This window comes from Paenibacillus sp. BSR1-1, from assembly GCF_030403775.1.
Taxonomy (GTDB): Bacteria; Bacillota; Bacilli; order Bacillales; family Cytobacillaceae; genus Neobacillus.
In genome coordinates this window covers 1-23843 of the sequence record NZ_JAQMWQ010000038.1, presented here as the reverse complement: position 1 = coordinate 23843, position 23843 = coordinate 1, and the positions used below count along the sequence as shown (strand labels likewise).

General features: G+C 36.4%; 24 protein-coding genes, 1 pseudogene and 3 riboswitches. Of the genes and pseudogenes, 21 read left to right on the top strand and 4 right to left on the bottom strand.

The window, feature by feature from the left end; translation table 11 throughout:
• Positions 1-15: 15 nt before the first annotated feature.
• The gene (locus tag PH210_RS28905) at positions 16-330 is read left to right on the top strand and encodes a winged helix-turn-helix transcriptional regulator (RefSeq protein ID WP_289990089.1); all 315 of its coding nucleotides are present in this window, start codon (positions 16-18) and stop codon (positions 328-330) included.
• On the opposite strand, the pseudogene PH210_RS28900 reads toward PH210_RS28905, so the two are convergent.
• The 3 genes and pseudogenes from PH210_RS28900 to PH210_RS28890 form a co-directional block, all read right to left on the bottom strand.
• A pseudogene (locus PH210_RS28900) lies at positions 258-662 on the bottom strand (recombinase family protein); the annotation flags it as partial. The gene PH210_RS28905 and the pseudogene PH210_RS28900 sit on opposite strands and share 73 nt — an antisense overlap.
• A 413-nt stretch (positions 663-1075) precedes the next feature.
• Entirely contained in the window at positions 1076-1558 is a 483-nt protein-coding gene (locus PH210_RS28895) for a hypothetical protein (protein ID WP_289990087.1), read from the bottom strand.
• Positions 1559-1728: 170 nt separating this feature from the next.
• Positions 1729-2088, bottom strand: coding sequence for a winged helix-turn-helix transcriptional regulator (locus PH210_RS28890; protein ID WP_289990084.1), 360 nt, complete (start codon positions 2086-2088; stop codon positions 1729-1731).
• Between the two features lie 213 nt (positions 2089-2301).
• On the opposite strand from PH210_RS28890, the gene PH210_RS28885 reads away from it, so the two are divergent.
• The 18 genes from PH210_RS28885 to PH210_RS28800 all read left to right on the top strand — a co-directional run bounded on the left by PH210_RS28885 (position 2302) and on the right by PH210_RS28800 (position 20652).
• Positions 2302-2949, top strand: a complete 648-nt coding sequence (locus PH210_RS28885) for a nitroreductase family protein (RefSeq protein WP_289990082.1) — start codon at positions 2302-2304, stop codon at positions 2947-2949.
• Positions 2950-3203: 254 nt separating this feature from the next.
• Entirely contained in the window at positions 3204-4196 is a 993-nt protein-coding gene (locus PH210_RS28880; protein WP_289990080.1) for an LLM class flavin-dependent oxidoreductase, read from the top strand.
• A gap of 20 nt (positions 4197-4216) precedes the next feature.
• Positions 4217-4459 (top strand): DUF896 domain-containing protein, encoded by a 243-nt coding sequence (locus tag PH210_RS28875; protein WP_289990078.1) that lies wholly within the window; start codon positions 4217-4219, stop codon positions 4457-4459.
• Positions 4456-4935: an RrF2 family transcriptional regulator gene (locus PH210_RS28870; RefSeq protein WP_289990076.1), complete on the top strand. Its 480-nt coding sequence runs from the start codon at positions 4456-4458 to the stop codon at positions 4933-4935. The genes PH210_RS28875 and PH210_RS28870 overlap by 4 nt, the downstream gene beginning before the upstream one ends.
• 106 nt (positions 4936-5041) lie before the next feature.
• Complete coding sequence (locus tag PH210_RS28865) at positions 5042-5353, top strand: putative quinol monooxygenase (protein ID WP_289990073.1); 312 nt, start codon at positions 5042-5044, stop codon at positions 5351-5353.
• Positions 5354-5452: 99 nt separating this feature from the next.
• Positions 5453-6640, top strand: a complete 1188-nt coding sequence (gene tuf, locus PH210_RS28860) for an elongation factor Tu (protein WP_289990071.1) — start codon at positions 5453-5455, stop codon at positions 6638-6640.
• A 559-nt stretch (positions 6641-7199) separates the two neighbouring features.
• Complete coding sequence (locus tag PH210_RS28855) at positions 7200-7403, top strand: hypothetical protein (RefSeq protein ID WP_289990068.1); 204 nt, start codon at positions 7200-7202, stop codon at positions 7401-7403.
• 644 nt (positions 7404-8047) lie between these two features.
• Positions 8048-8235, top strand: a riboswitch (cobalamin riboswitch).
• A 155-nt stretch (positions 8236-8390) separates the two neighbouring features.
• On the top strand, positions 8391-10028 hold the full coding sequence (gene nikA / locus PH210_RS28850) for a nickel ABC transporter substrate-binding protein (protein WP_289990067.1): 1638 nt from the start codon (positions 8391-8393) through the stop codon (positions 10026-10028).
• A gap of 36 nt (positions 10029-10064) precedes the next feature.
• Positions 10065-11006, top strand: a complete 942-nt coding sequence (gene nikB / locus PH210_RS28845) for a nickel ABC transporter permease (protein WP_289990066.1) — start codon at positions 10065-10067, stop codon at positions 11004-11006.
• Complete coding sequence (gene nikC / locus PH210_RS28840; RefSeq protein ID WP_289990064.1) at positions 11006-11836, top strand: nickel transporter permease; 831 nt, start codon at positions 11006-11008, stop codon at positions 11834-11836. The genes nikB and nikC overlap by 1 nt, the downstream gene beginning before the upstream one ends.
• A 15-nt stretch (positions 11837-11851) precedes the next feature.
• Positions 11852-12826: an ABC transporter ATP-binding protein gene (locus PH210_RS28835; protein WP_289990062.1), complete on the top strand. Its 975-nt coding sequence runs from the start codon at positions 11852-11854 to the stop codon at positions 12824-12826.
• A 19-nt stretch (positions 12827-12845) separates the two neighbouring features.
• Positions 12846-13661 carry a nickel import ATP-binding protein NikE gene (gene nikE, locus PH210_RS28830; protein ID WP_289990059.1) on the top strand — a complete coding sequence of 272 codons (816 nt, stop codon included), beginning with the start codon at positions 12846-12848 and terminating at the stop codon, positions 13659-13661.
• 141 nt (positions 13662-13802) lie between these two features.
• Positions 13803-13912, top strand: a riboswitch (SAM riboswitch).
• Between the two features lie 107 nt (positions 13913-14019).
• Positions 14020-14212: riboswitch (cobalamin riboswitch) on the top strand.
• Positions 14213-14367: 155 nt separating this feature from the next.
• Complete coding sequence (metE, locus tag PH210_RS28825) at positions 14368-16668, top strand: 5-methyltetrahydropteroyltriglutamate--homocysteine S-methyltransferase (RefSeq protein WP_289990057.1); 2301 nt, start codon at positions 14368-14370, stop codon at positions 16666-16668.
• Between the two features lie 201 nt (positions 16669-16869).
• Complete coding sequence (locus tag PH210_RS28820) at positions 16870-17490, top strand: recombinase family protein (protein ID WP_289990056.1); 621 nt, start codon at positions 16870-16872, stop codon at positions 17488-17490.
• Positions 17491-17672: 182 nt separating this feature from the next.
• Positions 17673-18386: a hypothetical protein gene (locus tag PH210_RS28815; RefSeq protein ID WP_289990054.1), complete on the top strand. Its 714-nt coding sequence runs from the start codon at positions 17673-17675 to the stop codon at positions 18384-18386.
• Between the two features lie 160 nt (positions 18387-18546).
• Positions 18547-19062, top strand: coding sequence for an SF0329 family protein (locus tag PH210_RS28810; RefSeq protein ID WP_289990053.1), 516 nt, complete (start codon positions 18547-18549; stop codon positions 19060-19062).
• A gap of 170 nt (positions 19063-19232) precedes the next feature.
• Positions 19233-19796 carry a GNAT family N-acetyltransferase gene (locus PH210_RS28805; protein ID WP_289990051.1) on the top strand — a complete coding sequence of 188 codons (564 nt, stop codon included), beginning with the start codon at positions 19233-19235 and terminating at the stop codon, positions 19794-19796.
• Between the two features lie 652 nt (positions 19797-20448).
• Positions 20449-20652: a cold-shock protein gene (locus tag PH210_RS28800; RefSeq protein WP_289990049.1), complete on the top strand. Its 204-nt coding sequence runs from the start codon at positions 20449-20451 to the stop codon at positions 20650-20652.
• Positions 20653-20821: 169 nt separating this feature from the next.
• Here PH210_RS28800 and hbs read toward each other — a convergent pair whose 3' ends face one another.
• Entirely contained in the window at positions 20822-21094 is a 273-nt protein-coding gene (gene hbs / locus PH210_RS28795) for a non-specific DNA-binding protein Hbs (protein WP_289990047.1), read from the bottom strand.
• A 729-nt stretch (positions 21095-21823) separates the two neighbouring features.
• On the opposite strand from hbs, the gene PH210_RS28790 reads away from it, so the two are divergent.
• Both PH210_RS28790 and cshA read left to right on the top strand, forming a co-directional pair.
• Positions 21824-22024 (top strand): cold-shock protein, encoded by a 201-nt coding sequence (locus PH210_RS28790; protein WP_289990045.1) that lies wholly within the window; start codon positions 21824-21826, stop codon positions 22022-22024.
• A gap of 188 nt (positions 22025-22212) precedes the next feature.
• Positions 22213-23658 (top strand): degradosome RNA helicase CshA, encoded by a 1446-nt coding sequence (gene cshA / locus PH210_RS28785; protein WP_289990043.1) that lies wholly within the window; start codon positions 22213-22215, stop codon positions 23656-23658.
• Positions 23659-23843 lie beyond the last annotated feature (185 nt).

Here is a 23843-nt window from a genome sequence, read left to right as displayed (position 1 = left end):
AAAGGAGATTTTTATATGATGAAATACAATATTCCTGTGGAGGCAACTTTAGAGATTATCGGTGGAAAATGGAAAGTTGTTATCCTTTGTCATTTAAAGAAAGGCAAAAAGAGAACGAGTGAATTTAAACGTTTAATGCCTGATATTACACAAAAAATGTTAACACAACAATTACGTGAACTAGAAGAAGACGGTGTAATCCAAAGAAAAGTATATAACCAAGTACCACCGAAAGTAGAATATTCTTTAACTGATTACGCTCTGGCGCTTTTTAATCCCTCTTTGGTCCGTTCTACAATTAAGTCACGTTCAAATTGGCTAAACGCTTGAAACACTGTCATCATTAATCTTCCTTGTGGTGTTGACGTGTCAAAATTTTCTTTTAAACTGATTAATTTAACATCGTGTTCTTCAAAATAATTGACTAAATCAATTAGATCTTTCGTACTTCTACCTAAACGCGAAAAACTCTCAACTACTACAGTATCACCCGGTCTTAATTTATCCTTCAGTCGATTTAATTCAGGGCGATTAGCCTTTGTTCCTGTCATTTTTTCAGTTAGTATTTCATTGCAATTATAATTTTTCAATAAATCAAGTTGTCGAGCTAATTCTTGTTGTCGAGTACTTACTCGAGCATATCCATAAACATATGAACTCATTTAAAATTTTCACCTCTATGTAAAATTGTATCATAAACGGTAGTTATAGATATATAGATTTTAAGCAATGATTTGAAACATTAAAAAAGTTATTAAATCGTTCAAAATTAGCTCAAAATAAAAAATCTCAAAAATAATCGTTTTTGAGATTCATAACACAGAAAAAAAGCCACCCTTCAACTTACTTTAAGGTGACTTTTTATTTCGAGAGCCGAATATTCAAGAAACGCTCTCTATTACGGAATAAGAAAAATAGATTTTTTTTCTGCATAATTTACATAATTGACCTAAGAAGCAGTAAAAAAGGATCTTCCAATCGAAGATCCTTTTTTATACTGCTTCTTCAACCATGAATCATAGTTTAATTACAGCAAATAGTAAACTTTAATATATGAAAAGACTAGTTAAATCACTTACAACTTTGATTTTAACCTGTTTGTTTGCCTAATTGTTTTTTCCACTATATATTGATACCCATAAATTAAAATTGCCAAAAACACACATACAAAATACCAAGTAATATGTTTCATCTTTTTAAATTTAAATATTCCAACTTCTTCCCAGATGAAAGCAAAAGGAAAAGCGTCAATAATATTCAATACTATATTTGTAATTAAGTATTTGGGGAAATTGCCGTATGTTAGTTTAAATATCCATAATGTGGCTACAAAATAAGGACCTAATATATATGTGAAATCTACGAAACCGGGAGATAGAGGATTTCTAGTTATCCACCATTTTTTCTTATTAGCAATTAGACTGAATACACTTATAAATAAATTAGTAAAACTCGCTACAGGTAAAAACCTAAAAAATGAATTTTTCCCCATGAAAGGAACAGTTAGCCACGGAATGATTAACATTGCTAAAGAGAATGCCTTTTTTTTATTATACATATATATAAATTTGCTCCTTAAACCGTATTTTTAAACACCTGTTTTTTTGAAGAGTGATACTGCTAAAAAAGACGGGTATTATTCGTTAGTATATTTCGATTAAAGGTTTTATATTAATTTTCTTAGAATTTCTAATCAATCTTCAAGTGAACCATACCCATAAATTACTCCTAAATATCATCGCCACTATTTCTTACTATAACTTCACCATTAGGGTATCTATGCTTAATATAATCTCCCCCCCAATCACAAAGTACCTTTAGGACCTCTTTCAATGATTCCCCATATTCTGTAAGGGAATATTCAACCTTTGGCGGTATTTGATTGTATACTTTTCTGGAAATCAAACCATCTTTTTCAAGTTCCTTTAATTGTTCGGTGAGCATTTTTTGTGTAATACCAGTTACCAAGCGTTTTAATTCACCTGTTCGTATGGGGCCTCTTGTTAAGTGATATAAAATATGTGCCTTCCATTTTCCTCCAATGACTTCTAAAACCACTTCAATTCTATTGTTGTATTCTTTCACCATAGTTAACTCCTTAATATATTCTATAGGAACTTTTTCGTGCCTATAGCACGAAACGGTTCCTATATTACGAAAAAGTGCGTACTTTTCATTATATCAGTACTATACCATAATAGGGTTTGTTAGCAACTTATGCGAAATATCGATGTGATCTTACACATTAAATATTCGTTCATATATAAGTTACATTTCATAAATGATGGAGGTAGTAAAAATATGAAAACATTAAATCGTACTGCAAATTTCTATGATGTGATTCGCGAACGTCGATCCGTCCGCTTATATGATCCTTCAGTTAAAATCACTAAGGAAGAAATCAAAGAACTTCTTGGGGAGGCTATTCTCGCACCAAGTGGAACAAATCTAAATCCTTGGCGTTTTATGGTCTTTACCGAACCAGCTATTAAAGAGAAACTCCTTCCGATGGCTTCAGGACAACAACAAGTGGTTGATGCATCCGCAGTTATTGTGGTGTTAGGAGATATGAATGCTTATACAGTGGAGAATGCTGATAAAATCAATCAAAGAGCTGTAGATGCTGGTTATATGCCGGAAGAAATTAAAGACAGAATTAACAACAGTGTGCAAGATTATTACGGTTCCGTAAGTGAACAAATAAAAAAAGAGTGGCAAATGCTTGATGGTGGTCTGGTAGCCATGCAACTTATGCTAGCTGCAAAGGCAAGAGGATACGATACAGTTCCTATGCTTGGTTACAACATTGAAGAGTTCCGTAAGGAATTTAACGTTCCAGAAAAATTAGTTAACATCTTAATGATTGCTGTTGGTAAAGCAAGAGAGCCAGGATTCCCATCTGTAAGGTTAGGTGTTGACGAAGTAACTTACTGGAATGGAAATCTTTAATCATCACTAATTTACAAATATTTTTTATACCAGGGGGACGATTGATAAATCGATTCCCCAAACATTAAGGGCGCAAGAAAAGTTTCTTAACTAGGAAGATTCTTGTAATACTTGTATCCCTACTCGTTATTCTATAGACAAAGAATTGCAAGCTATTAGGTCTATACGACTTTTTATTAAATCAATATAGAAATGAAAAATGCTCTAATTACGGATATTAATTATCTATATTAACTACGAAAGAAGGTTTTTTTATGAAATTAAGCGTTTTGGATCAAACTCCAATTTCAAATGGGCAAACTTCCCATAAAACACTACAAAATACTATTGAGTTAGCTAAATTAGTAGATGATTTAGGTTACAACAGAATATGGTATTCCGAACATCACGGCTCTTCAAATTTAGCTAGTGCTTCACCTGAAATAATGATTGCTCACATTGCATCAGTTACAAATCAAATTCGTGTTGGATCTGGTGGCATAATGCTTATGCATTATTCACCATTAAAAATGGCAGAAGTATTTAAAACGTTGACAACTTTATATCCAAACAGAATTGATTTTGGTGTAGGTCGTGCACCTGGTGGCGATCGTTTTTCGACTCTTTCATTACATGAAGGAAGGCAGCCAAATGTGTTTAATTCGTACGATAAGCTAATGGAAACGATGATGTTTATGACAGAGACGATGCCTACTGACCATATATATAGTCGAACTTTAGCTGCACCAGCAGGTGCCCCATTACCTGAAGTATGGTTATTAGGATCTAGTGGAAGCAGTGCTGCACAAGCAGGACGATTTGGTATTGGATATTCTTTTGCTCAATTCATTAGCGGTGGTTTATCATCTTCAATGCTTGATGCTTACAGAGATAATTTTACCCCATCAGAATTTATGCCTTCTCCTCAGATAAATGTTGGTTATTTCGTGATGGTGGCAGAAACAGCTGAAGAAGCTGAATATCATGCAGCTAGTCTAGATTTAAATTTATTATTTTTAGATAAAGGGATGCCATTTCAAATAGTATCGCCTGAAGAAGCATTAAATTATTCTTATACTGAAATGGATAAAATACAGATACAGAAGAACCGTAAACGATTCCTTGTAGGTAGCGCAAAAGATGTTGCAAATACGTTACGTGAACATGATGAGAAGTTTGGTATTAACGAAGCTGTGATTGGAACAATCAGTCATAGCCATGAAGCAAGACTACAGTCTTACCGATTGCTTGCAAAAGAACTTCTATAGAAAGAAAGGTGGAAAAATAAATGATCCCAATTTTAAACAGAATTAACATTTTAGCTAAAAAACAACGCGAAGCTGGTTTAACACAAAAAGAAAAAAAAGAACAACAAGAATTACGTCAAGAATATCTTCAAATAATTCGAGGACAAATACTACACACATTTTCAGGGTTAACCATCTTAGACCCTCTTGGTAATGATGTTACACCTGAAAAATTGAAAAGAGAACAACAAAAGCAATCCTTAAAAAAGAATGATGATGTATGAAGATAAAGACAGGTTTGGAACAAGCTGTATATGCTCTTTTGTTGCTTAATCGTTTGCCTAAACATGCCATGTTATCAGGTGAATCATTAAGTGAAAAACTACACGTTTCTTCAACTTATCTTCAAAAGTTAATGAGAAAACTTGTACAAGCAGGGCTTGTTTCTTCAGTGCCAGGTGTAAAAGGTGGATTTCGATTACTAGCTACTCCTGAAGACATTCAAATATATGATGTGTATGTTGCAGTAGAAGGTGTGGAATCTCTTTATCATTCAAATGGGGTTTTTCATGCAATGTTCCAATTAGCAGAAAACAAAACCTGCTTACTATCCGATGTAATGGAAGAAGCTGAACATGCTTGGCAATCTGTCTTAAAACGTACAACACTTGCTTCTTTACATCAAGCGCTTAATAATACTTCTACAAATGATTGTCTTACTAAAATTGATTCTTGGTTAAAAGAAAGGGTTGTCCTATAAATATTGATTGTTAAGAGAATCGAAGTTTAGTAAAGCAATTTAATAGTAAAGATTTAGTTCTGGTTAAAAATATTTTATTTGAATAAGTAATTTTAGGAGAGATTTTATGTTTGTTAGAGTGGTAAATATCGGTTGTAAAGCTGGAATGGAGGAACAATTACGGCAAATAGGACGGGAAGTACTCGTTCCTATTAATCAAGATGCAGGCTGTGTTAGTGTATATTTCTTAGAGCCCAGTATTGAAAATGACAATCCCTTTTTTGGTGTAGTAAGCATTTGGAGGGATAAAGAAACATTGGATACTATGAAGAATAGTGAAAGATATCGTGCTGTACTTCAAGATATGGATCCTTTGATAGAATCATTAACAGATTTTTTATACGTGGCAGATATAAAAAGTATATTGCTTACTGAATAGCCATTCTAGCATATAACAGAAGCCAAGGTTAATAAAGATTAGAAATGGTCGAATAAACAAAATGCAAAAAAATGAAACTCAAGGGGGTTAGTAATCATTATGAAAAAGCAACATTATGAAAGAAATAAAGAGCATGTTAACATTGGGACAATCGGTCACGTTGACCATGGGAAAACGACTTTAACAGCTGCTATCACTACCGTTTTAGCAAAGAAGGGGTTAGCGAACGCACAAGACTATGCAAGCATTGATGCGGCACCTGAAGAACGCGAACGTGGAATTACCATTAATACTGCACACGTCGAATATGAAACCGAAAAACGACACTATGCTCATATTGATGCACCAGGGCATGCGGACTATGTTAAAAATATGATTACTGGGGCTGCTCAAATGGATGGGGCTATCCTTGTAGTATCAGCTACAGATGGTCCAATGCCCCAAACACGTGAACATATTCTCTTATCTCGCCAAGTTGGAGTTGAACATTTAATTGTATTTCTAAATAAAACAGACTTAGTAAATGATGAAGAACTTATTGAATTAGTAGAAATGGAAATCCGTGAGTTGCTTTCTGAATACAGTTATCCTGGTGATGATATTCCAGTGATTAGAGGTTCAGCATTAAAAGCTTTAGAAGGAAACTCTGAAGCTGAACAAGTGATTTTGGATTTAATGGATACAGTAGATTCCTATATACCAACACCTATTCGTGAAACTGATAAACCATTTTTAATGCCAATCGAGGATGTCTTTACTATTACCGGCCGTGGTACTGTTGCCAGTGGACGTATTGATCGTGGCATTGTAAAAGTGGGAGATGAAGTCGAAATAGTTGGTCTTGCTCCAGAAACGACAAAATCTATTGTAACGGGGATTGAAATGTTTCGTAAAACACTTGATTTTGGGGAAGCAGGAGAAAACGTTGGTTTGCTTCTTCGTGGTGTGAACCGTAATAGCATCGATCGCGGACAAGTATTAGCAAAACCAAATAGTATTACACCTCATACAAAATTTAAAGGTGAAGTTTATATTTTGTCTAAAGAAGAAGGTGGTCGTCATACACCGTTCTTTAAAAACTATCGTCCTCAATTTTACTTCCGTACAACAGATGTTACCGGTGTAATTGAACTTCCTGAAGGAACCGAAATGGTTATGCCCGGTGACAATCTAACGATTGAGGTAGAATTAATTGCACCAGTTGCGATTGAAGTAGGAACTAAATTTTCTATTCGTGAAGGTGGTCGTACAGTAGGTGCGGGTGTTGTAGGGAAAATTGAAGATTAATTATTCATACTATTCTTCGTAAGAAGACCAGTATCGCAGGATAAATGTTAAAAAAATATAGGGGGAATATGAAATGAAACAGTATTAGTTACGGAGCAAGTGGGCACTTGGGCCGTCCGATAGTCGAATGGTTACTTGATAACTACAAGGGCCAAAATTATTGCAACTACAAGAGATCCTGAAAAACTCTCGGAATTTTCTTCCCGGGAGTTATCGTAGCCAAGCAGATAACTAATCATAAGTAGACGTTGTGCACCGGCAAAAGCCTCAGTAAGTGTTTCCGGCTTGTCGAATCAGCAAATTTAATTGCTGATTCTCATTATACTACTGAAGAAATGATTAAAAATAGCGGATTGTCTTATACAATATTGCGTAATAATTTATATAGTGAAAACCTAATTCCACCACTGCAGCAGGCGCTGCGCTTGCTTCTTCTTCTACTGGGAATCGTATAGTTGATGTTACCGGGCCAGAAGCGCTCTCTGGTAATGATATTGCTCGAATTGTTAGTGAAGTAACTGGAAAAAGCGTTCAATTCACTCCGCAAGATGCAAACAAAATGGTTGATATTTATAAATCTAACTTTCCATTTGAAATACCAGCAGCCTTAATCCAAGGATTAGTTTCTTTCGAGATTGCTACCTCAAAGGGAGAGTACGCACAAGCAACTACAGTAGTTCAAGACTTGACAGGTAACGTTCCTATAAGTCTTAAGCAGTTCTTATCAGATAACAAACAATTGCTCTTTAGTGATGAGAAATAATTGAATGGGGCTCAGCCCTCTTTTTACATGATTTTTATGATATTAATTATATTTATCATAAATCATCTTGAATATATTCAATCTTTATTAATTTAGAATCAATTGTTAGACAGACTCACGTACGGTTTGATAAGGGGGAAGCCTTGAAAAAGGTTTTCCTACTTTATTTATTATTTATCATGCAAAATAGCGACTAAAACGGGTACAAAATAACATCTAAAGTGACATTAATCTCACTTACCAATTTAGGACGTTCAGTAAGTTGTATCTTTCTAAACACAGTAATTTACATTTATTAACATCTATCATGCCGTTTTTGGACTTATCTCGGACTTACCCCTAGTACAAGACGGTAAATATGAGTAGGCTTATCCTTTTCATGCAGCTTTAATCTATTGGAACAAGGTACAAATATGATAGAGGTTGTATTATAGGATATTCCTTTGAGAAGTGTGAAGAAAATGGAAAGAAGATACATATGAAAAAGGGAAACCAAAGGAAATCCGATAGTTTGCTAGGATCAGTTAGAAAATTCAAAGTCAAAAAAAGTATAGCATATTTTGAAATAACGAATATAATTTGTATTAGGTAAACTTTTTGTCCTTTCTTCAAATAAATGACATAAAGTCCCATAAAGAACAACTTTATATAGTATTGGAATGGGTGCATTCGTTTAATAACGAATACTTAAAAGGGAAGTCGGTGCAAATCCGACACGGTCCCGCCGCTGTATGGGTGAGTCATATGCAAAAAAGTCACTGGATAATATCTGGGAAGACGCATAGAGATAATGAACCTAAGTCAGAAGACCTGCCCGTTCTAAAAACGCTGATAAACCTACGGGAGATGGGGAGGTGTTAGAGTGCTAGAAGACCAATTTGTTCTTAAACTATAAGCATTTCTGACCTTTTTAGTCTGGTTGGAAATGCTTTTTTGTATTTCAACATTTTTTAAATCGTTAAAATTCTATAGTAAAGGTGAGAAAATATGTTTTTAAAACCATCTCAATTCGTCATTTCTTTTGTTGGACTACTAATATTCCTAACAATCCTTGTCACTGGTTGCAGCAACACAGCAAATGATGAAGAAAATAGATCAAATAAGGATAAAGATAAATCAAAGGTTCTTACGTTTTCCTGGTCCGGAGATATTGGTGACTTAAATCCTCATACGTATTTTCCGAATCAATGGTTTTCGCAGGCTATGGTTTATGAACCTCTTGTTTACTACGGTGAAGGCGGAGAAATTAAGCCTTGGCTGGCCGAGAGTTGGGAAGTATCGAAAGATGCAAAAGAATATGTGTTCCATCTGAGGAAAGATGTTAGATTTTCCGATGGTTCATTATTTAATGCTGCAATCGTCAAGAAGAACTTTGATACCGTTTTAGCGAATGCCCCACAACATGAATGGATGGAATTAATAAATCAAATTAAAAGCACAGAAGTAGTGGATGAATATACATTTAAACTGACCTTGCACAAGCCGTATTATCCAACTCTTCAAGAACTCACGTACATCAGACCTTTAAGATTTGTAGGTGAAGCTGCTTTTCCTGACAGTCAGAACACCTTCGCTGACGGACTCAAGTCTCCAATTGGCACAGGTCCATGGGTACTAAGCGAATATAAGAAAAATGAAGAGGCTGTATTTACAAGAAACGAAAAGTATTGGGGAACTAAACCGAAAATAGATAAGGTGGTTGTTAAAGTCATTCCTGACGGTGAGTCAAGAGTCTTAGCTTTTGAGAAAAATGAAATCGATCTTATTTTTGGTAACGGGGTCATTAGCCAGGATTCATTCCAGTTCCTGAAGGAATCAGGAAAATATGAAACCAAATTATCAGAACCTACAGCTACAAGGGCGCTGCTTTTTAATACGAACAGAGAAGCGCTCAAAGACCTCAAATTACGGTTGGCTCTCCAACATGCTTTTAATAAGCAGGCTGTGATCGATCATATCTTTTACGGGACGGAAAAAAAGGCTGACACTTTGTTTGCGCCTACTATTCCTTACACAAAGATTAATGTAAAACCATATGAATACGATCCAGAAAAAGCGAAACAATTATTGGATGAGGCGGGATGGAAACAAGTAAAAGGAAAACCATTTCGAGAGAAGAATGGAGAAACATTACAACTGGAATTAATGTTTATTAGTACAGACAACATCCAAAAGGCGATCGCAGAATATGCCCAAGGTGAGTTTAGAAAACTAGGGATAGATATTAGGTTGACTAGTAAGGAAGAAGAGAATTTTTGGACAACGGCGAATGAAGGCAATTTTGATTTATTATTTACGGCAAGCTGGGGTGCCCCGTTTGATCCACATTCCTATTTATCTGCTATAACGTCAGCTTCGGAAGGTGGAAGTCCGGACCACAAGGCTCTATCAGGGTTACCAGTAAAGAAAGAATTAGATAGAAAAATCAAGGAAGTATTATTAAGTACAGACAAAGAAAACAGAAATAGGTTATATAAAGATATTTTGACTACATTGCACGAACAAGCTGTTTACTTACCAATATCGTATCAGTCTAATGTAGCGATTTATCATAAAAATATTAGCGGGGTTAATTTCTTGCCTCAAGATTACGAGGTACCTTTCACTTCCATTGATGTTAAGTAAAGTGGGGAAATGTACAAAAGGCTAAAGGAGTATTAAATGAGTTGGTTTATTGTTAAACGCGTTACTAGCTTACTACCAATATTATTTGGAATTTCTCTTATCACTTTTATTCTGCTCCACTTAACTCCTGGGGATCCGGCCGCAGCTTACTTAAGGGCGTCACATATTCCTCCAACAGATGAGGCGGTAGCTACCCTTCGCGCAGAGCTGGGGTTGGACAAGCCCCTTTATATCCAGTATGTAAATTGGTTGATAAAAGTGGTGCAATTGGATTTAGGGATATCTTATGTGTCGAAGAATTCTGTATGGGAAGAAATCATGCTGCATTTCTTCCCAACAGTTCAATTAGCATTTGCTTCATGCATCTTTATTATTGTTATTAGTTTACCTATAGGAATGATTTCTGCTATTTATAGGGGGAAATGGATTGATCAGTTTAGCAGAATAATTGCCTTTGTCAGTGTTTCGATGCCTGCTTTTTGGTTAGGATTTCTATTAATTTATTTTTTATCGGTAAAGTTAGACTTGTTTCCCGTATTGGGAAGAGGAACTTTTGCCCATCTAGTGCTCCCTTCCTTGACATTGGCTTTCCCTTATATAGGTACGTATATGCGATTGCTTCGCACTAGTACGTTAGAAAATTTGAATGAGCCATTTGTAGTGTATGCTAGAGCGAGAGGGTTGCGCGAAAGACGAATCGTTAGTAGGCATGTCTTAAAAAAATCCTTATTACCCGTGTTAACTGGCCTTGGCATGAGCCTTGGAAACATGCTAAGCGGAGCCGTTATTGTTGAAACCGTCTTTGCATGGCCGGGGATGGGATCCCTATTTATCACTTCTATTTTAAATCGAGATTATCCGATGATTCAGGGTTGTTTATTGTTTATGGGTGCAATTTTTGTAGTATGCAATCTCCTCGTAGATCTTACATATGCTTTCCTGGATCCCCGTATAAGATGGGAAGGAGGGAAAAAATAATGTTGAAGAATGTGAAACGAAAGCTGCTGTCACATAAGCTCATTATGATCAGCAGTTTAATTATTTTCTTCATGACATTATTGGCTCTTTTTGCCCCTTTTTTGGCTCCTAATGATCCGAATCTAGTTGATATCACTCATAAACTGCAAGGGTCTTCCTCCAAGTTTCCGCTGGGGACCGATCATTTAGGGAGATGTATATGGTCTCGATTAATCTACGGGATCCGAACCTCATTGGGAACTGCTTTCCTTGTCATGGGGTTAACGATGATTATTAGTATACCGATTGGTATTTATGCAGGCTTTAGAGGTGGTTGGGTTGATTATCTTTTCATGAGAATTTGCGATATTCTCATGGCATTTCCGAGCTTACTTCTGTCCCTAGCGTTGATCGGAATCTTAGGGCCGGGTCTTGGCAATCTGATTTTGGCGATGGTGCTTGTCCAATGGATTTTTTATGCTCGCGTCATTCGAGGAATGGTTCTCAGTGTAAAGAAGCAAAACTTCATCTTAGCGGCCGAAGTATGCGGGACACCAACGTTAGTCATTGTCATAAAACATATATTACCCACCATTATATCTCAGGTTGTCGTATTAGCCTTCATGGATATTGGAGGAATTATTTTAGCTATTTCTGGTCTCTCATTTCTAGGTCTTGGCATACAGCCACCAGGGGCTGAGTGGGGAATGATGATCAATGATAGTAAACCGTTTTTTAGAACTCACCCTTCATTGATGCTGTACCCAGGTATGATGATCTTAATCGTCGTGATCGCTTTCAACTTGTTTGGAGAAGCCTTGAGGGATGTCTTAGACCTAAGAAAAGAATAGAAGGGGGAATGGAAGATGATGGGCCAACATTCTATTCTAACTGTAAACAATTTAAATATAGTTGTATCAACACCACATGGGGTGACTCAGACTGTTAATGACGTAAGTTTTGAACTAGAGGCTGGAAAAGTGTTTGGCCTCGTCGGAGAGAGCGGATCAGGGAAAACGATGACGTGTATGTCTTTGTTAAATCTTTTACCAGATGAGGCAAAAGTGGTAGAAGGGAGTATTAAGTTTAGAAATAAAGATATTCTAAATTGTTCAACAGAAGATGTGAGAAAAGTACGGGGCAGTGAGATCGCTATGATTATGCAAAACCCTATGACCGCCTTTAATCCTGTGAGAAACATCGGGTGTCATTTTATTGAAACGCTTAGAACCCACTTACATATCAATAAGCATCAAGCACGGGAAATGGCCATGGCGTATTTAGAAAAGATGGATCTGCCTTATCCAGAGAATTTACTGAAACAATATCCGTTTCAGCTAAGCGGCGGGATGCTACAGCGTGTGATGATTGCGATCACGATGTCTTTAAATCCATCTATCCTTATTGCAGATGAGCCCACGACTGCACTCGATGCGACAAATCAACTCCAGATTTTAAAACAGTTGGATAGGTTAAGAAATGAATACAATACAGGTATTTTACTAGTCTCACATGATTTAGGGGTGATTGCTCAAATGGCTGACGAAGTGGCTGTAATGTATGGCGGGTATATCGTTGAGAAAGCATCAGTGTTAAAGTTATTCAATCGCCCGAAGCATCCGTATACCCGAGCCTTGTTACAATCCAGACTTGGATTAACAAGAAGAAAGGAGAAGAGTGTAAAGCGTGTCAGCGTTTCTCATCGCAATCTAATAAATAGAGAAACTGCATGTCCGTTTATAGAGCGATGCGGGGATGCAGATCACACTTGTGCAAATAACCGGCTTGAATTAAAGGAGTATGAAAAAGATCATCTAGTACGATGTGTAAAATTACAATAAAGAGTTAGGTGAATAAAAAGTGAGTCTGCTTGAACTGAAAGATATTAAGAAAACATACTTGCTTGGAAACTCCGTTTGGATGAAGCGTAAAACGGTGGAAGCTGTTAAAAGCGTCTCTCTTACTCTGGAAGAAGGGGTATGTTTAGGGCTTGTTGGAGAAAGTGGATCGGGCAAGAGCACCCTTGGGAAAATTATTCTGGGACTTGAAAAACCTGATCAAGGAGAAGTATGGTTTCAGGGGAAAAACCTTTATGGTTTAAAATCAAAAGAATTAAAGGAGTTACGGCGAGATCTGCAAGTTGTCTTTCAAGATTGTTATAGCGCTGTAAATCCAAGACTAACCATAAGAGAGATTATCGCCGAGCCGGTAAGAAATTACGAAAAGCTTACGACTGCTCAAGAGAAAAAGAAAGTACAGGATCTTTTGGTGACCGTTGGGTTATGTCCGGAAGATATGTATAAATATCCTCACCAGTTCAGTGGAGGGCAATTACAGAGAATAAATATCGCAAGAGCAATTGCATCAAAGCCAAAGTTAATTATACTTGATGAGGCTATAAGTGCTTTAGATGTTCTTGTTCAGGTACAAATATTAAACCTTTTGGCGGATTTAAAAGAAGCTTTTCAACTGTCATACCTCTTTATTTCTCATGATTTACAGGCGGTAAATTACATCTCAGACCGTCTAGCGGTGATGTCTAGCGGTGAGATTGTGGAATGGTTGGATGATATGGAACAGCTTGAACGATTAGAACATCCTGTTTCTAAAAAATTAATGTCTTCCGTATTACCTCCATATCTAGGACTTGGTTCTGGTACGAAAATGATTTACTAGAAGCATAAGTCATATGGATTTCCTATATTTAAATTTACAGAGAAACAATTTGATTTAATAATTTTTTGAAAATTATTTTGACAGCTAATTTTTATCATGCTAATATGTCTATTAAATATAAAATATTCTAAAATATTAAAACTCTTATTCAGAGAGGTGGAGGGACTGGCCCTATGAAGCCCGGCAACCATTCAATAACTTGTTGAAAAGGTGCTAATTCCTGCAAAGCATATTGCTTTGACAAATAAGAGAGGATTCCATAAGTGATGAAGACCTCTCTATTTTCAAATAGGGAGGTCTTTTGTTTTATGAAGGTATCAGCAAAGAGATAGTCTAGGCAATGTTAAATTTTAAAAATTACATACAAAATGCATCAGGTGCTGTGTAAATGATTTACTCAGCTTAAAAGGGAAGGCCGGTGAAATTCCGGCACGGTCCCGCCACTGTGATGGGGAGCGACTTATCAATGAACCACTGTTTCATATTGAAATGGGAAGGGATAAGAAGCGGAGAACCTAAGTCAGGAGACCTGCCTGTTGTATGCGCTTGTACTCTACGGTGATATAGGGGGAGTGATGAATACGTGTTGAGAAAACCAGAAGGTCTCAACTCTAGTTAGCTGTACGTATTAATCTCTCTTTTCTATTTGAAAAGAGAGATTTTTTAGTTGATGACTAAAATACAAACATACAAGGAGTGTAAAAATATGGTGAATATAGTAAAAAGCTCGAATTTAGGTTATCCAAGAATTGGTGAAAAACGCGAATGGAAAAAAGCGCTTGAGCAGTTTTGGGCAGGTAAACTAGAAAAAGATGTATTCTTAAAACAAATAGAGGAGATTCGGCTACAGCATCTTCAGAAGCAAAAGGATCAAGGAATTGACTTGATTCCAGTGGGAGACTTTAGCTTGTATGACCATGTACTTGATACAGCTGTTATGTTCGGCCTAGTACCGAAGCGCTTTGAATATGGAGGAGGCACAGTTTCGCTTGAAACGTATTTTGATATAGCGCGTGGCACAAAAGATGCTGTTGCATCTGAAATGACAAAATGGTTTAACACAAACTATCACTATATTGTACCAGAGCTGGACGGAGTAGTGCCTACTCTTGTCGAAAACCGTCCCCTTCAATTTTATAAAGAGGCTAAACAAAAACTTGATATTGAAGGAAAGCCAGTTATCTTAGGACCTGTAACCTTTGTAAAACTTTCGAAAGGCTATAGTGAAAGTGAGTTTAAAGCAGTTGTGAATCAATTTGTACCGCTATATGCTGACATTTTACGTGAATTACAAAAAGAAGGTGTAGAGTGGGTACAAATTGATGAACCGATTTTATCTACATCGATTTCAAAAGAAGAGGTTGCGTTATTTAACGATATCTATCAAACATTGCATGATGCAGCACCAGACGTAAAGGTGATTTTGCAAACATATTTTGATAGTATTGAACATTACGAGGATGTGATTTCACTTCCTGTTCAAGGAATTGGACTTGATTTTGTACATGATTCCGGTCAGAATCTTGCTGCTTTGAAAAAGTATGGTTTTCCAAAAGATAAGGTGCTTGCGGCTGGAGTCATTGACGGACGTAACATATGGCGTGCGAATCTTGATGATAGGTTTTCCATTCTTGAGGAGATTGAAGAAATCGTTTCAAAAGATCATCTCATTGTGCAACCTTCATCAAGCTTGCTGCATGTGCCTGTGACGGTGAAAAACGAGGAAACGCTCGATGAGATTTTAACCGGCGCATTAGCATTTACTGATGAAAAATTACATGAAATTGTTGTCCTTACAAAAGGGCTACAAGAAGGAAAAGAAGCGATTCGGACAGAAATTGCTACAAGTGTACAGGCTATCGAAGTATTAAATCAATCATCCGTTCGAAACAACATAGAAGTCCAGGAAGCCATTAGCAACCTGCATACGTATAAAGCAGAGAGACAAGTACCATTTACAGTCCGCCAAGAACTGCAAACAAAAGTGTTTCAATTACCGCTTCTTCCAACGACAACAATTGGAAGCTTCCCACAAACACAAGAAGTACGAAAACAGCGTCTAAATTGGCGTAAAGGCGAGTTATCCGATGCGCAATATGAAGAATATATAAAAGCAGAAATAAAAAAATGGATTGATATTCAAGAAGATCTTGGTCTAGATGTGTTTGTACATGGAGAGTTTGAACGTACAGATATGGTTGAATATTTCGGTGAGAAATTAGCAGGCTTCCAATTTACAAAATTCGGCTGGGTTCAGTCATATGGGTCACGTTGTGTAAAGCCGCCGCTTATTTACGGTGACGTTGCCTATATCGAACCCATGACAGTAGCGGAAACCGTATATGCACAATCGTTAACAACAAAGGCGGTAAAAGGGATGTTAACAGGTCCAATAACCATTTTAAATTGGTCGTTTGTACGCGATGATATTTCACGCTATGATGTTGCTAATCAAATTGCACTTGCGCTTCGAAAAGAAGTGGCAACACTTGAGGCAAATGGAATCCGTATGATTCAAGTCGATGAGCCGGCAATTCGCGAAGGGCTGCCATTGAAGCGCGAAAACTGGGAAAGCTATCTGAACGCTGCGGTTTATGCATTTAAACTTGCAACAACCTCAGTGCGAAATGATACACAAATTCACACTCATATGTGTTATTCAGACTTCGAAGAGATTATCGATGCTATTAAAGCACTCGATGCTGATGTTATTTCAATTGAAACATCAAGAAGTCATGGTGAATTAATTCATGCCTTTGAAGAAAATACGTATGACAAAGGCATCGGTCTTGGTGTATATGACATTCATAGTCCACGTGTACCAAAGCTTGAAGAGCTGGTAAGAAACATTGATCGTGCCCTTCAAGTACTTGATAAAAGGCTGTTTTGGATTAATCCTGATTGTGGTTTAAAAACACGCGGTATTAATGAAACGGTTGAAGCACTGAAGGTGATGGTTGAAGCCGCGAAACAAACGAGAGAAAAGCTAAAAGTGTTAAGTAGATAAAAGAGTAGTAAGGTTATTTCTTATTGTAAACCCGTTCGTAAAAGTACACTTTTACGAACGGTTTATTTTTGCTCAAAAAGTGCCGTTTTTTACGTTCGTTTAAGTGTAAAAAACATTTTTGAACGTTCGGGATTTTCTAACCACTTTTACGAACGTTTTTGGTAGAATAAGAGATAGAATGAACCGGAAAGGGAGAAAAATATGGACGTTCGGAAATTTGGGTACATACGAGTTAGCAGCAAAGATCAAAATGAAGGTCGACAACTTGAAGCCATGAAAAAAATGGGAGTCGACCAACGTGATATTTTTATGGATAAACAAAGTGGAAAAGATTTTGACCGTGTCCAGTATCAATTGTTGAAACGCATCATTCGGAAAGGGGATATTCTTTATATCCATTCACTTGATCGTTTTGGACGGAATAAAGAAGAGATTGTTCATGAGTGGAATGATATTACTAAAAATATTCAGGCGGACATCGTCGTTTTAGACATGCCATTATTGGACACGACACAGTATAAGGATAGCTTGGGGACCTTCATAGCTGATTTAGTTTTACAGATCCTTTCCTGGATGGCACAAGAAGAACGAGAACGAATTCGAAAACGGCAACGTGAAGGAATTGATGTGGCTTTGCAAAAAGGTGTTGCATTTGGTCGACCCAAATCTACCATTACTGAAGATTTTAAACAAGCCTATTATCGATGGAAATCGGGAGAGATGACAGCTGTACAGGCCATGCAAAAAATAGGGGTTAAAAAGACCACTTTTTATAAGTTAGTTAAGGAGTATGAAAGAGAAGAGAAAATTATCAATATATAATAGAAGAAACTCGGCAAAATAATCTTTTTTAGCAAAAGCAAAGGATTTTTCAATTTAGGAAATTGTGAATATTTTCACTTAAACTAACAGGGCAGTTTAGTTGAACAAAGAATTTTGATAAAATTGTTTGGATAATTTAATAATTGGTGATGTTGAGGTTTTTTCTTAGTAAGGAGAGAACAATGGTAAAATATAAAGAATTTGAATTAATAACGGTTGCATACGATGAATATGAGTTTCATCCATCATTTGCTTCGAAGATGACAAGTCAACTTACAGAAAGCGGCAGTAAACTTTTGGAGGAACCCATTGCTAACTGTGTATGTGTACTCTTTATTAACGAAGATAAGGTGATTTTTAATAGTAATGGGAATGGCTTTTTAACGGGGATGGTTATAGATTGGAGTAGTTTTGGAAGAGATGTTACAGTCAAATGGAGTTCTTCTGTTAAAAAGAATGTTCTACCAAGTGATAATGTTGAGGATATAGATATAACATTCAGTTGGAGCGAGGATTTCCCAGTTAGTTCATTAAAAATAGGTAGCAAGAAAAAGACAAAAGTTGTTGACACAACTTCATATCCATTTGTAGTGGAATATTCAGGTTATCTCGAAACAGATGTTTCCTTTGAAATAAGTGTAAGTAAAAATAAAAGTGATGATAATAGTCAAATTTTAAAAAACACATTTAATAAAGCAATATGTAATTGGAATGATTTGAAAAGAACAAATGGTGAATTTATCAACTATTTAGGAGAATTTAAGAAAATAAGGGGAAAGTACAAAGTCCATATTGATTTGGGGAATGGCGGACATCAAGCAATAGATTATATATTAAATACATTAGCAGTGGAGTGCGTGGATTTTATCGAAAAAATTATAATTAAGCAAAGTTAACCACTGCCATTTCACTACTTTTGTTCTTCAACGGGTGCGTTAGTTGAACATGAACATAGAAATGATGGATATTTTTTATATGCAAAAAACAACTTTAAAAGCTAGAACAATTTTTAAAGTGAGGAAAGATTATATTCTGTTTATGTAAGGAGTCGTTATTTTGGGGCAATCATGGAGTAAGATGCGTAAAATTCTTGAACAAGATAATATTTGCGAATCGCTTAAAGGAAGAATTCAGTATTTCGCTACCCGGTATCGAAAGTCTCACGATCAAGAAGGAAGGGTGGCTATTCGGATTGACGGTAAAGAAGGTTTTAAATCCTGTTTTTTCGACTGGCAGAACAAAAGAGTTGAGGCAAAAAAGAGTGTCGTAATTCCGAATATGGAGGATATGCCTTGGTGGGAATATTGGGATAGAATTCACTTGGAAACGGAAAACTTTGGAGGGTTTGACCAGTATGGATTTTACGAAGCTTTCTACTATTATCAAAATCACAGTATTGAAGAAAGTTTGGTTAATGAAAGCCCCATTGTTAGATTGTTTGCAATACTTGATAAGCGTGTAGGCAAAAGAAGATTAGAGAAAATTTTCCCTGAAATTGAATTACAGCCTGCATGGTTGCAAGTTTTTTACAGATTACGCATTGAATCCGAAGTGAAATCCCTTATGCAGTAACATGATTTAGCAACTAAACAAGCTTTATCACAAAACCGTTTTTTTAAAACGGTTTTAGTTTAACGCAAAATGACCCCTAATGTACGACAGAGCCTTTTTTTAAGTAGAATTGTGAAACATTACACTTAAAGTAACGGGTGCTTTAGTTCAAGAAGACAGGGGCTGCCCTAATGAAGATAATTGGAGTAGATAATGTGAAGATAGATATGGTATTTGATTATGAGATGGGTAATGATTTAACTTCAAATATACAAGAATTGTTAAGCGAATGTTTTCAAGAAGACTTTCCAAAAAACAGAATTTATTTTAAACAATTACCCCATTTTAGATTTGTAGCTTTTAACCAAAAAAATCAACTTGTAGGACAGGTAGGAATAGATTACAGAGTGATGAATCTTAATGGAAATCCTATAAGAGTGCTTGGTCTAATTGATTTATGTGTCACCCAAAACACTCGCTCACAGGGGATAGGTTCGATGTTACTTTTAGAAATTGAACAGTTTTGTTGCAATAGAAATATTGATTTTTTATTGTTATTTGCTGACAACGAAACGTTGTATTTAAAAAATGGATACAGGTCAGTTACGAACAAATGTAAATGGTTAAAAATTGACCATGAAAGTCAAATTACAAGGGGTGTAGGTTATGAAGTAATTGAGGGATTAATGATTAAAGAAGTTGGTAAGTATGGTTGGCGCGAAGGAGATCTAGATTTTTTAGGCTATCTTTATTAAGCTAACGGGTGCAAGAGTTAAAGAAAGGATCGCTGCGGCGGTCTTTTTTATTGTTGAGCTAACGGGGGCAGGTTACTTGAAGAAGGTAAAAAGGTTTATTACGTGGAATTATGTCTTATACAAGTGGACTTTAGGGTGTGATTAAAACGAGAAAGAATAGTTGAAAAACAAAAGTACATGAATATTACAAACAAATAAGACGGGTGAAAGGATTTTAAATAATAGGAGTTCTTATAGGAGAATATGCCTTTTGTGTATAAATATAAGATGAAGGGAGGAATAAATTTATGTATGAGGCAAAAGGTTTTCAAAGTACAGACTTCGCAGAACTTATCCGGGTAGTTAATGATTTTCTTGGCTCATTAGAGGAAGGAAAGCTTATAGATGTTAAATAAATGCTGTTCCTCTTGCTGTAAGCATGCACACAGAATATGGAGTGAATCCTGATACAAAATATACGGCAATGATTATCATAAAGAATTAGGTAGCTCAATCGATTTTTCTGTCTCTTGCTAATTTTTACAAAAAATGGTATGATTAAAAAGAATTATTTTTGTTCGGTGTAAAGGATTTGTAACTTTTCGTCTTGATGATCACTGAGAGCAAGGATAGTATTAAATTGTGTGTGTTTACACACTAGGAGGCAATACAAATGGAAAAAGGTAAAGTAAAATGGTTTAATGGCGAAAAAGGTTTCGGATTCATCGAACGTGAAGGTGGAGACGATGTATTCGTTCATTTCTCAGCGATTCAAGGCGAAGGCTATAAAACACTTGAAGAAGGTCAAGCGGTGACTTTTGATGTTGAGCAAGGTCAACGTGGACCTCAAGCTTCAAACGTACGTAAGGCTGCTTAATTTTACAAAACAGGGAAGGTAGGCTCTTATTTTGGAGTCTGCCTTTTATTTTTTATAAACAGGAACCCCACTTATAAATAAGTAGGGAACATGGAAAACAGTAAATCAAATGGTAAACCAAGTGTAGCATACAATTAGGGAATGTCCTAATTTGTCTTTAACTCTTTAATTATTTAACTGCATCTTTTAACGCCTTGCCAGGCTTGAAGGCAGGAACTTTTCCAGCTGCTATCTGAATTTCTTCTCCAGTTTGTGGATTTCTTCCTGTACGAGCTGCACGTTCACGGACCTCAAAGCTACCAAATCCAATCAATTGAACGTTATCACCATTTTTTAATGCTTCTAAAACAGTGTCAAAAACGGCATCTACTGCTTTGGATGCTTCTTTCTGTGTAAGTTCTGCAGATGTAGCTACTTGATTAACTAATTCTGTTTTATTCATTTTTATAAACACTCCTTTATACAATCCCTATGGGACGTACCTTAGTTGTAACATAGCGTACATAAGTTCTCAACTCTTAGCCTTATTTTCTTTATTTAATGCACTTGGATATTAACGTATGTATGTTATACGGGGTTTCATTTACTGATTTGAAATAAAATTTTAATTTATTGGCTTTATAAATATGCAGTGAAGAGCTTCGGAACCATCCGCTATATTTTTTTACTCATTTACTAACATTTCACTTGTAAGCGAATACCAAGGGATATTAACAAATTACACAAAATGTAAAAAGCTATGGGTCACACCACTCTTTTTACCTTTAAGGTTTTTCTATTTCAATCCCTCTCAACTCCAGCAAACTTATAAAATCTTTATCTAAATCAAGTTTTTAGTGAACTAAGATAGATATCCACTAATTGTTCGTTACTTACATTTAAAAACACATATCATGCCCTTTATAACGAATGGATTCTATCCCTTCACCTAGTTCAATTATAGTTTAATCTTAGGCATACGAACACTCAAATTTTTTCCATATTGGTTTGATGTATAACAACACTTCTTTTCCTAACCATCCCTTCTTGGATGGTTGCGTATGAATACTAAATACTGAATAATCTTTTATTCAAATAGGTAATAATATGACCATACCAAGATTCCTTAAACATCTTGGTCATGTTACAATCCATTAACAATTGTGTGAATTTTATAGGGAGGCAACAAATAGTGGAAAAAGGTAAAGTAAAATGGTTTAACGGCGAAAAAGGTTTCGGATTCATCGAACGTGAAGGTGGAGACGATGTATTCGTTCATTTCTCAGCGATTCAAGGCGAAGGATATAAAACACTTGAAGAAGGTCAAGCAGTGACTTTTGATGTTGAGCAAGGTCAACGTGGACCTCAAGCTTCAAACGTTCATAGGGCTTAATTATAAGAAGAGAAGTACAGACTCTTATTTTAAGAGTCTGTTTTTTTTACCAACTCACTAATTAGTGGGGTACATGTAAAGTCAAATCAAATGGAAATTAGCCTGTAAAAATCAATACAGATGTGCATTCAATCAAGAAGTTTAGTCCAATATGAAAAATAGTAAACGCATAGAAGGGGTTTTTGAGTATGACAACATTTCAGGAAATGGGCATTAGTGAACCCATTAAAAGAGCGATTACGGATATGGGATTTGAAGAAGCGTCTCCTATTCAAGAGAAAGCCATTCCCATAGCTTTGACGGGGAAGGACATTATAGGTCAAGCACAAACAGGTACCGGAAAGACGGCTGCCTTTTCCATACCAATCTTGGAGAAAGTGGATACAAGCAAAAAACATGTTCAGGCGATTGCAATTGCACCTACAAGAGAATTAGCTATTCAGGTTTCAGAAGAGATTAATCGATTGGCGAAGTACATGGGTATAATCTCTCTCCCTATTTATGGAGGGCAGTCGATAGATCGCCAAATTAAGGCATTAAAAAAGGGTCCGCACGTTATTACTGGAACACCCGGTAGACTTTTAGACCACATTAAACGTAAAACGCTAAAGTTAGATCGCATCTCAGTCGTGGTTTTGGATGAAGCTGATGAAATGTTAGATATGGGCTTTCTGGAGGATATCGAACGAATCCTAAAAGAGACCCCTGAAGAAAAACAAACCTTGCTGTTCTCCGCAACCATGCCAAAACCGATTCAAAACCTAGCGGAAAGATTTATGAACGAGCCAGAGTTAGTAAAGATGAAAGCGAAGGAAGTTACCTCTCCAACTGTTAAGCAAATTTATTACGAGGTTAATGAACGGGATAAATTTGAAGTGCTTTGCCGTCTGTTAGACGTAGATAACCCAGAATTAGCCGTGATTTTTGGAAGAACAAAACGACGCGTGGATGAATTAAGTGATGCATTGAATAAAAGAGGGTATCTTGCTGATGGATTGCATGGGGATTTAGATCAACGACAGCGAGATGTTGTGATGAATAAATTTCGTGAGGGAAACATTGATATTTTAGTGGCGACCGATGTGGCTGCGAGGGGAATTGATGTTTCAGGAGTTACCCACGTCTACAATTTTGACATTCCTCAAGACCCGGAAAGTTATGTTCACCGAATCGGACGAACGGGGAGAGCAGGAAAAACAGGTTTAGCTATTACATTTGCTACACCAAGGGAAACCGGACAAATCCGCAATATTGAAAAAGCCTCGAAAGGAAATATCCAGCGCAAATCAATCCCGACGGTAGCAGAGGCAAGGGAGTCTATACAGCAAGCGGCAGTAGAAAAGATGATTCAATTGGTTGAAGAGGAGCAGTACACACCGTTTAAACATGCAGCAGGTGAATTGCTCGATCAGTACGATTCGATCGCGTTAGTTTCGGTTGCCTTGAAATTGTTGTCCAAGGAACAAAGGGAAGTTCCTGTTCAGTTAACTTCCGAGACGCCGCGATATGCTAATAAGCCTAAAATAAAGGTACAAGAGAAATCAAGGAGAAACTATAAAGGGAATAGGGAATTAGGGGGCAATGATAAACGTAAAAATCGTTCCATGACCTCGCGAAAAAAGAAAGCATTATGAAATGATTCAATGGAATTTGTGAAGGTTTTACTTAAACTATTGGGTGCTTAATCGAAAAAGGAGTTGTAGTTGCGACTCCTTTTCCATGTTCCACTAACGGGCAGCATTCCTGTAATGAAGAAATATGAGGTTTGAATATAAAAAAGCCCCTTGGTAAGATATGAGTGTCCAAAGCTTGGCGGCAA

Coding starts and splice junctions, on each gene's coding strand:
- PH210_RS28905 (WP_289990089.1), top strand. CDS start 16: ATGATGAAATACAATATTCCTGTGGAGGCAACTTTAGAGATTATCGGT.
- PH210_RS28895 (WP_289990087.1), bottom strand. CDS start 1,558: ATGTATAATAAAAAAAAGGCATTCTCTTTAGCAATGTTAATCATTCCG.
- PH210_RS28890 (WP_289990084.1), bottom strand. CDS start 2,088: ATGGTGAAAGAATACAACAATAGAATTGAAGTGGTTTTAGAAGTCATT.
- PH210_RS28885 (WP_289990082.1), top strand. CDS start 2,302: ATGAAAACATTAAATCGTACTGCAAATTTCTATGATGTGATTCGCGAA.
- PH210_RS28880 (WP_289990080.1), top strand. CDS start 3,204: ATGAAATTAAGCGTTTTGGATCAAACTCCAATTTCAAATGGGCAAACT.
- PH210_RS28875 (WP_289990078.1), top strand. CDS start 4,217: ATGATCCCAATTTTAAACAGAATTAACATTTTAGCTAAAAAACAACGC.
- PH210_RS28870 (WP_289990076.1), top strand. CDS start 4,456: ATGAAGATAAAGACAGGTTTGGAACAAGCTGTATATGCTCTTTTGTTG.
- PH210_RS28865 (WP_289990073.1), top strand. CDS start 5,042: ATGTTTGTTAGAGTGGTAAATATCGGTTGTAAAGCTGGAATGGAGGAA.
- tuf (WP_289990071.1), top strand. CDS start 5,453: ATGAAAAAGCAACATTATGAAAGAAATAAAGAGCATGTTAACATTGGG.
- PH210_RS28855 (WP_289990068.1), top strand. CDS start 7,200: ATGGTTGATATTTATAAATCTAACTTTCCATTTGAAATACCAGCAGCC.
- nikA (WP_289990067.1), top strand. CDS start 8,391: ATGTTTTTAAAACCATCTCAATTCGTCATTTCTTTTGTTGGACTACTA.
- nikB (WP_289990066.1), top strand. CDS start 10,065: ATGAGTTGGTTTATTGTTAAACGCGTTACTAGCTTACTACCAATATTA.
- nikC (WP_289990064.1), top strand. CDS start 11,006: ATGTTGAAGAATGTGAAACGAAAGCTGCTGTCACATAAGCTCATTATG.
- PH210_RS28835 (WP_289990062.1), top strand. CDS start 11,852: ATGATGGGCCAACATTCTATTCTAACTGTAAACAATTTAAATATAGTT.
- metE (WP_289990057.1), top strand. CDS start 14,368: ATGGTGAATATAGTAAAAAGCTCGAATTTAGGTTATCCAAGAATTGGT.
- PH210_RS28820 (WP_289990056.1), top strand. CDS start 16,870: ATGGACGTTCGGAAATTTGGGTACATACGAGTTAGCAGCAAAGATCAA.
- PH210_RS28815 (WP_289990054.1), top strand. CDS start 17,673: ATGGTAAAATATAAAGAATTTGAATTAATAACGGTTGCATACGATGAA.
- PH210_RS28805 (WP_289990051.1), top strand. CDS start 19,233: ATGAAGATAATTGGAGTAGATAATGTGAAGATAGATATGGTATTTGAT.
- PH210_RS28800 (WP_289990049.1), top strand. CDS start 20,449: ATGGAAAAAGGTAAAGTAAAATGGTTTAATGGCGAAAAAGGTTTCGGA.
- hbs (WP_289990047.1), bottom strand. CDS start 21,094: ATGAATAAAACAGAATTAGTTAATCAAGTAGCTACATCTGCAGAACTT.
- cshA (WP_289990043.1), top strand. CDS start 22,213: ATGACAACATTTCAGGAAATGGGCATTAGTGAACCCATTAAAAGAGCG.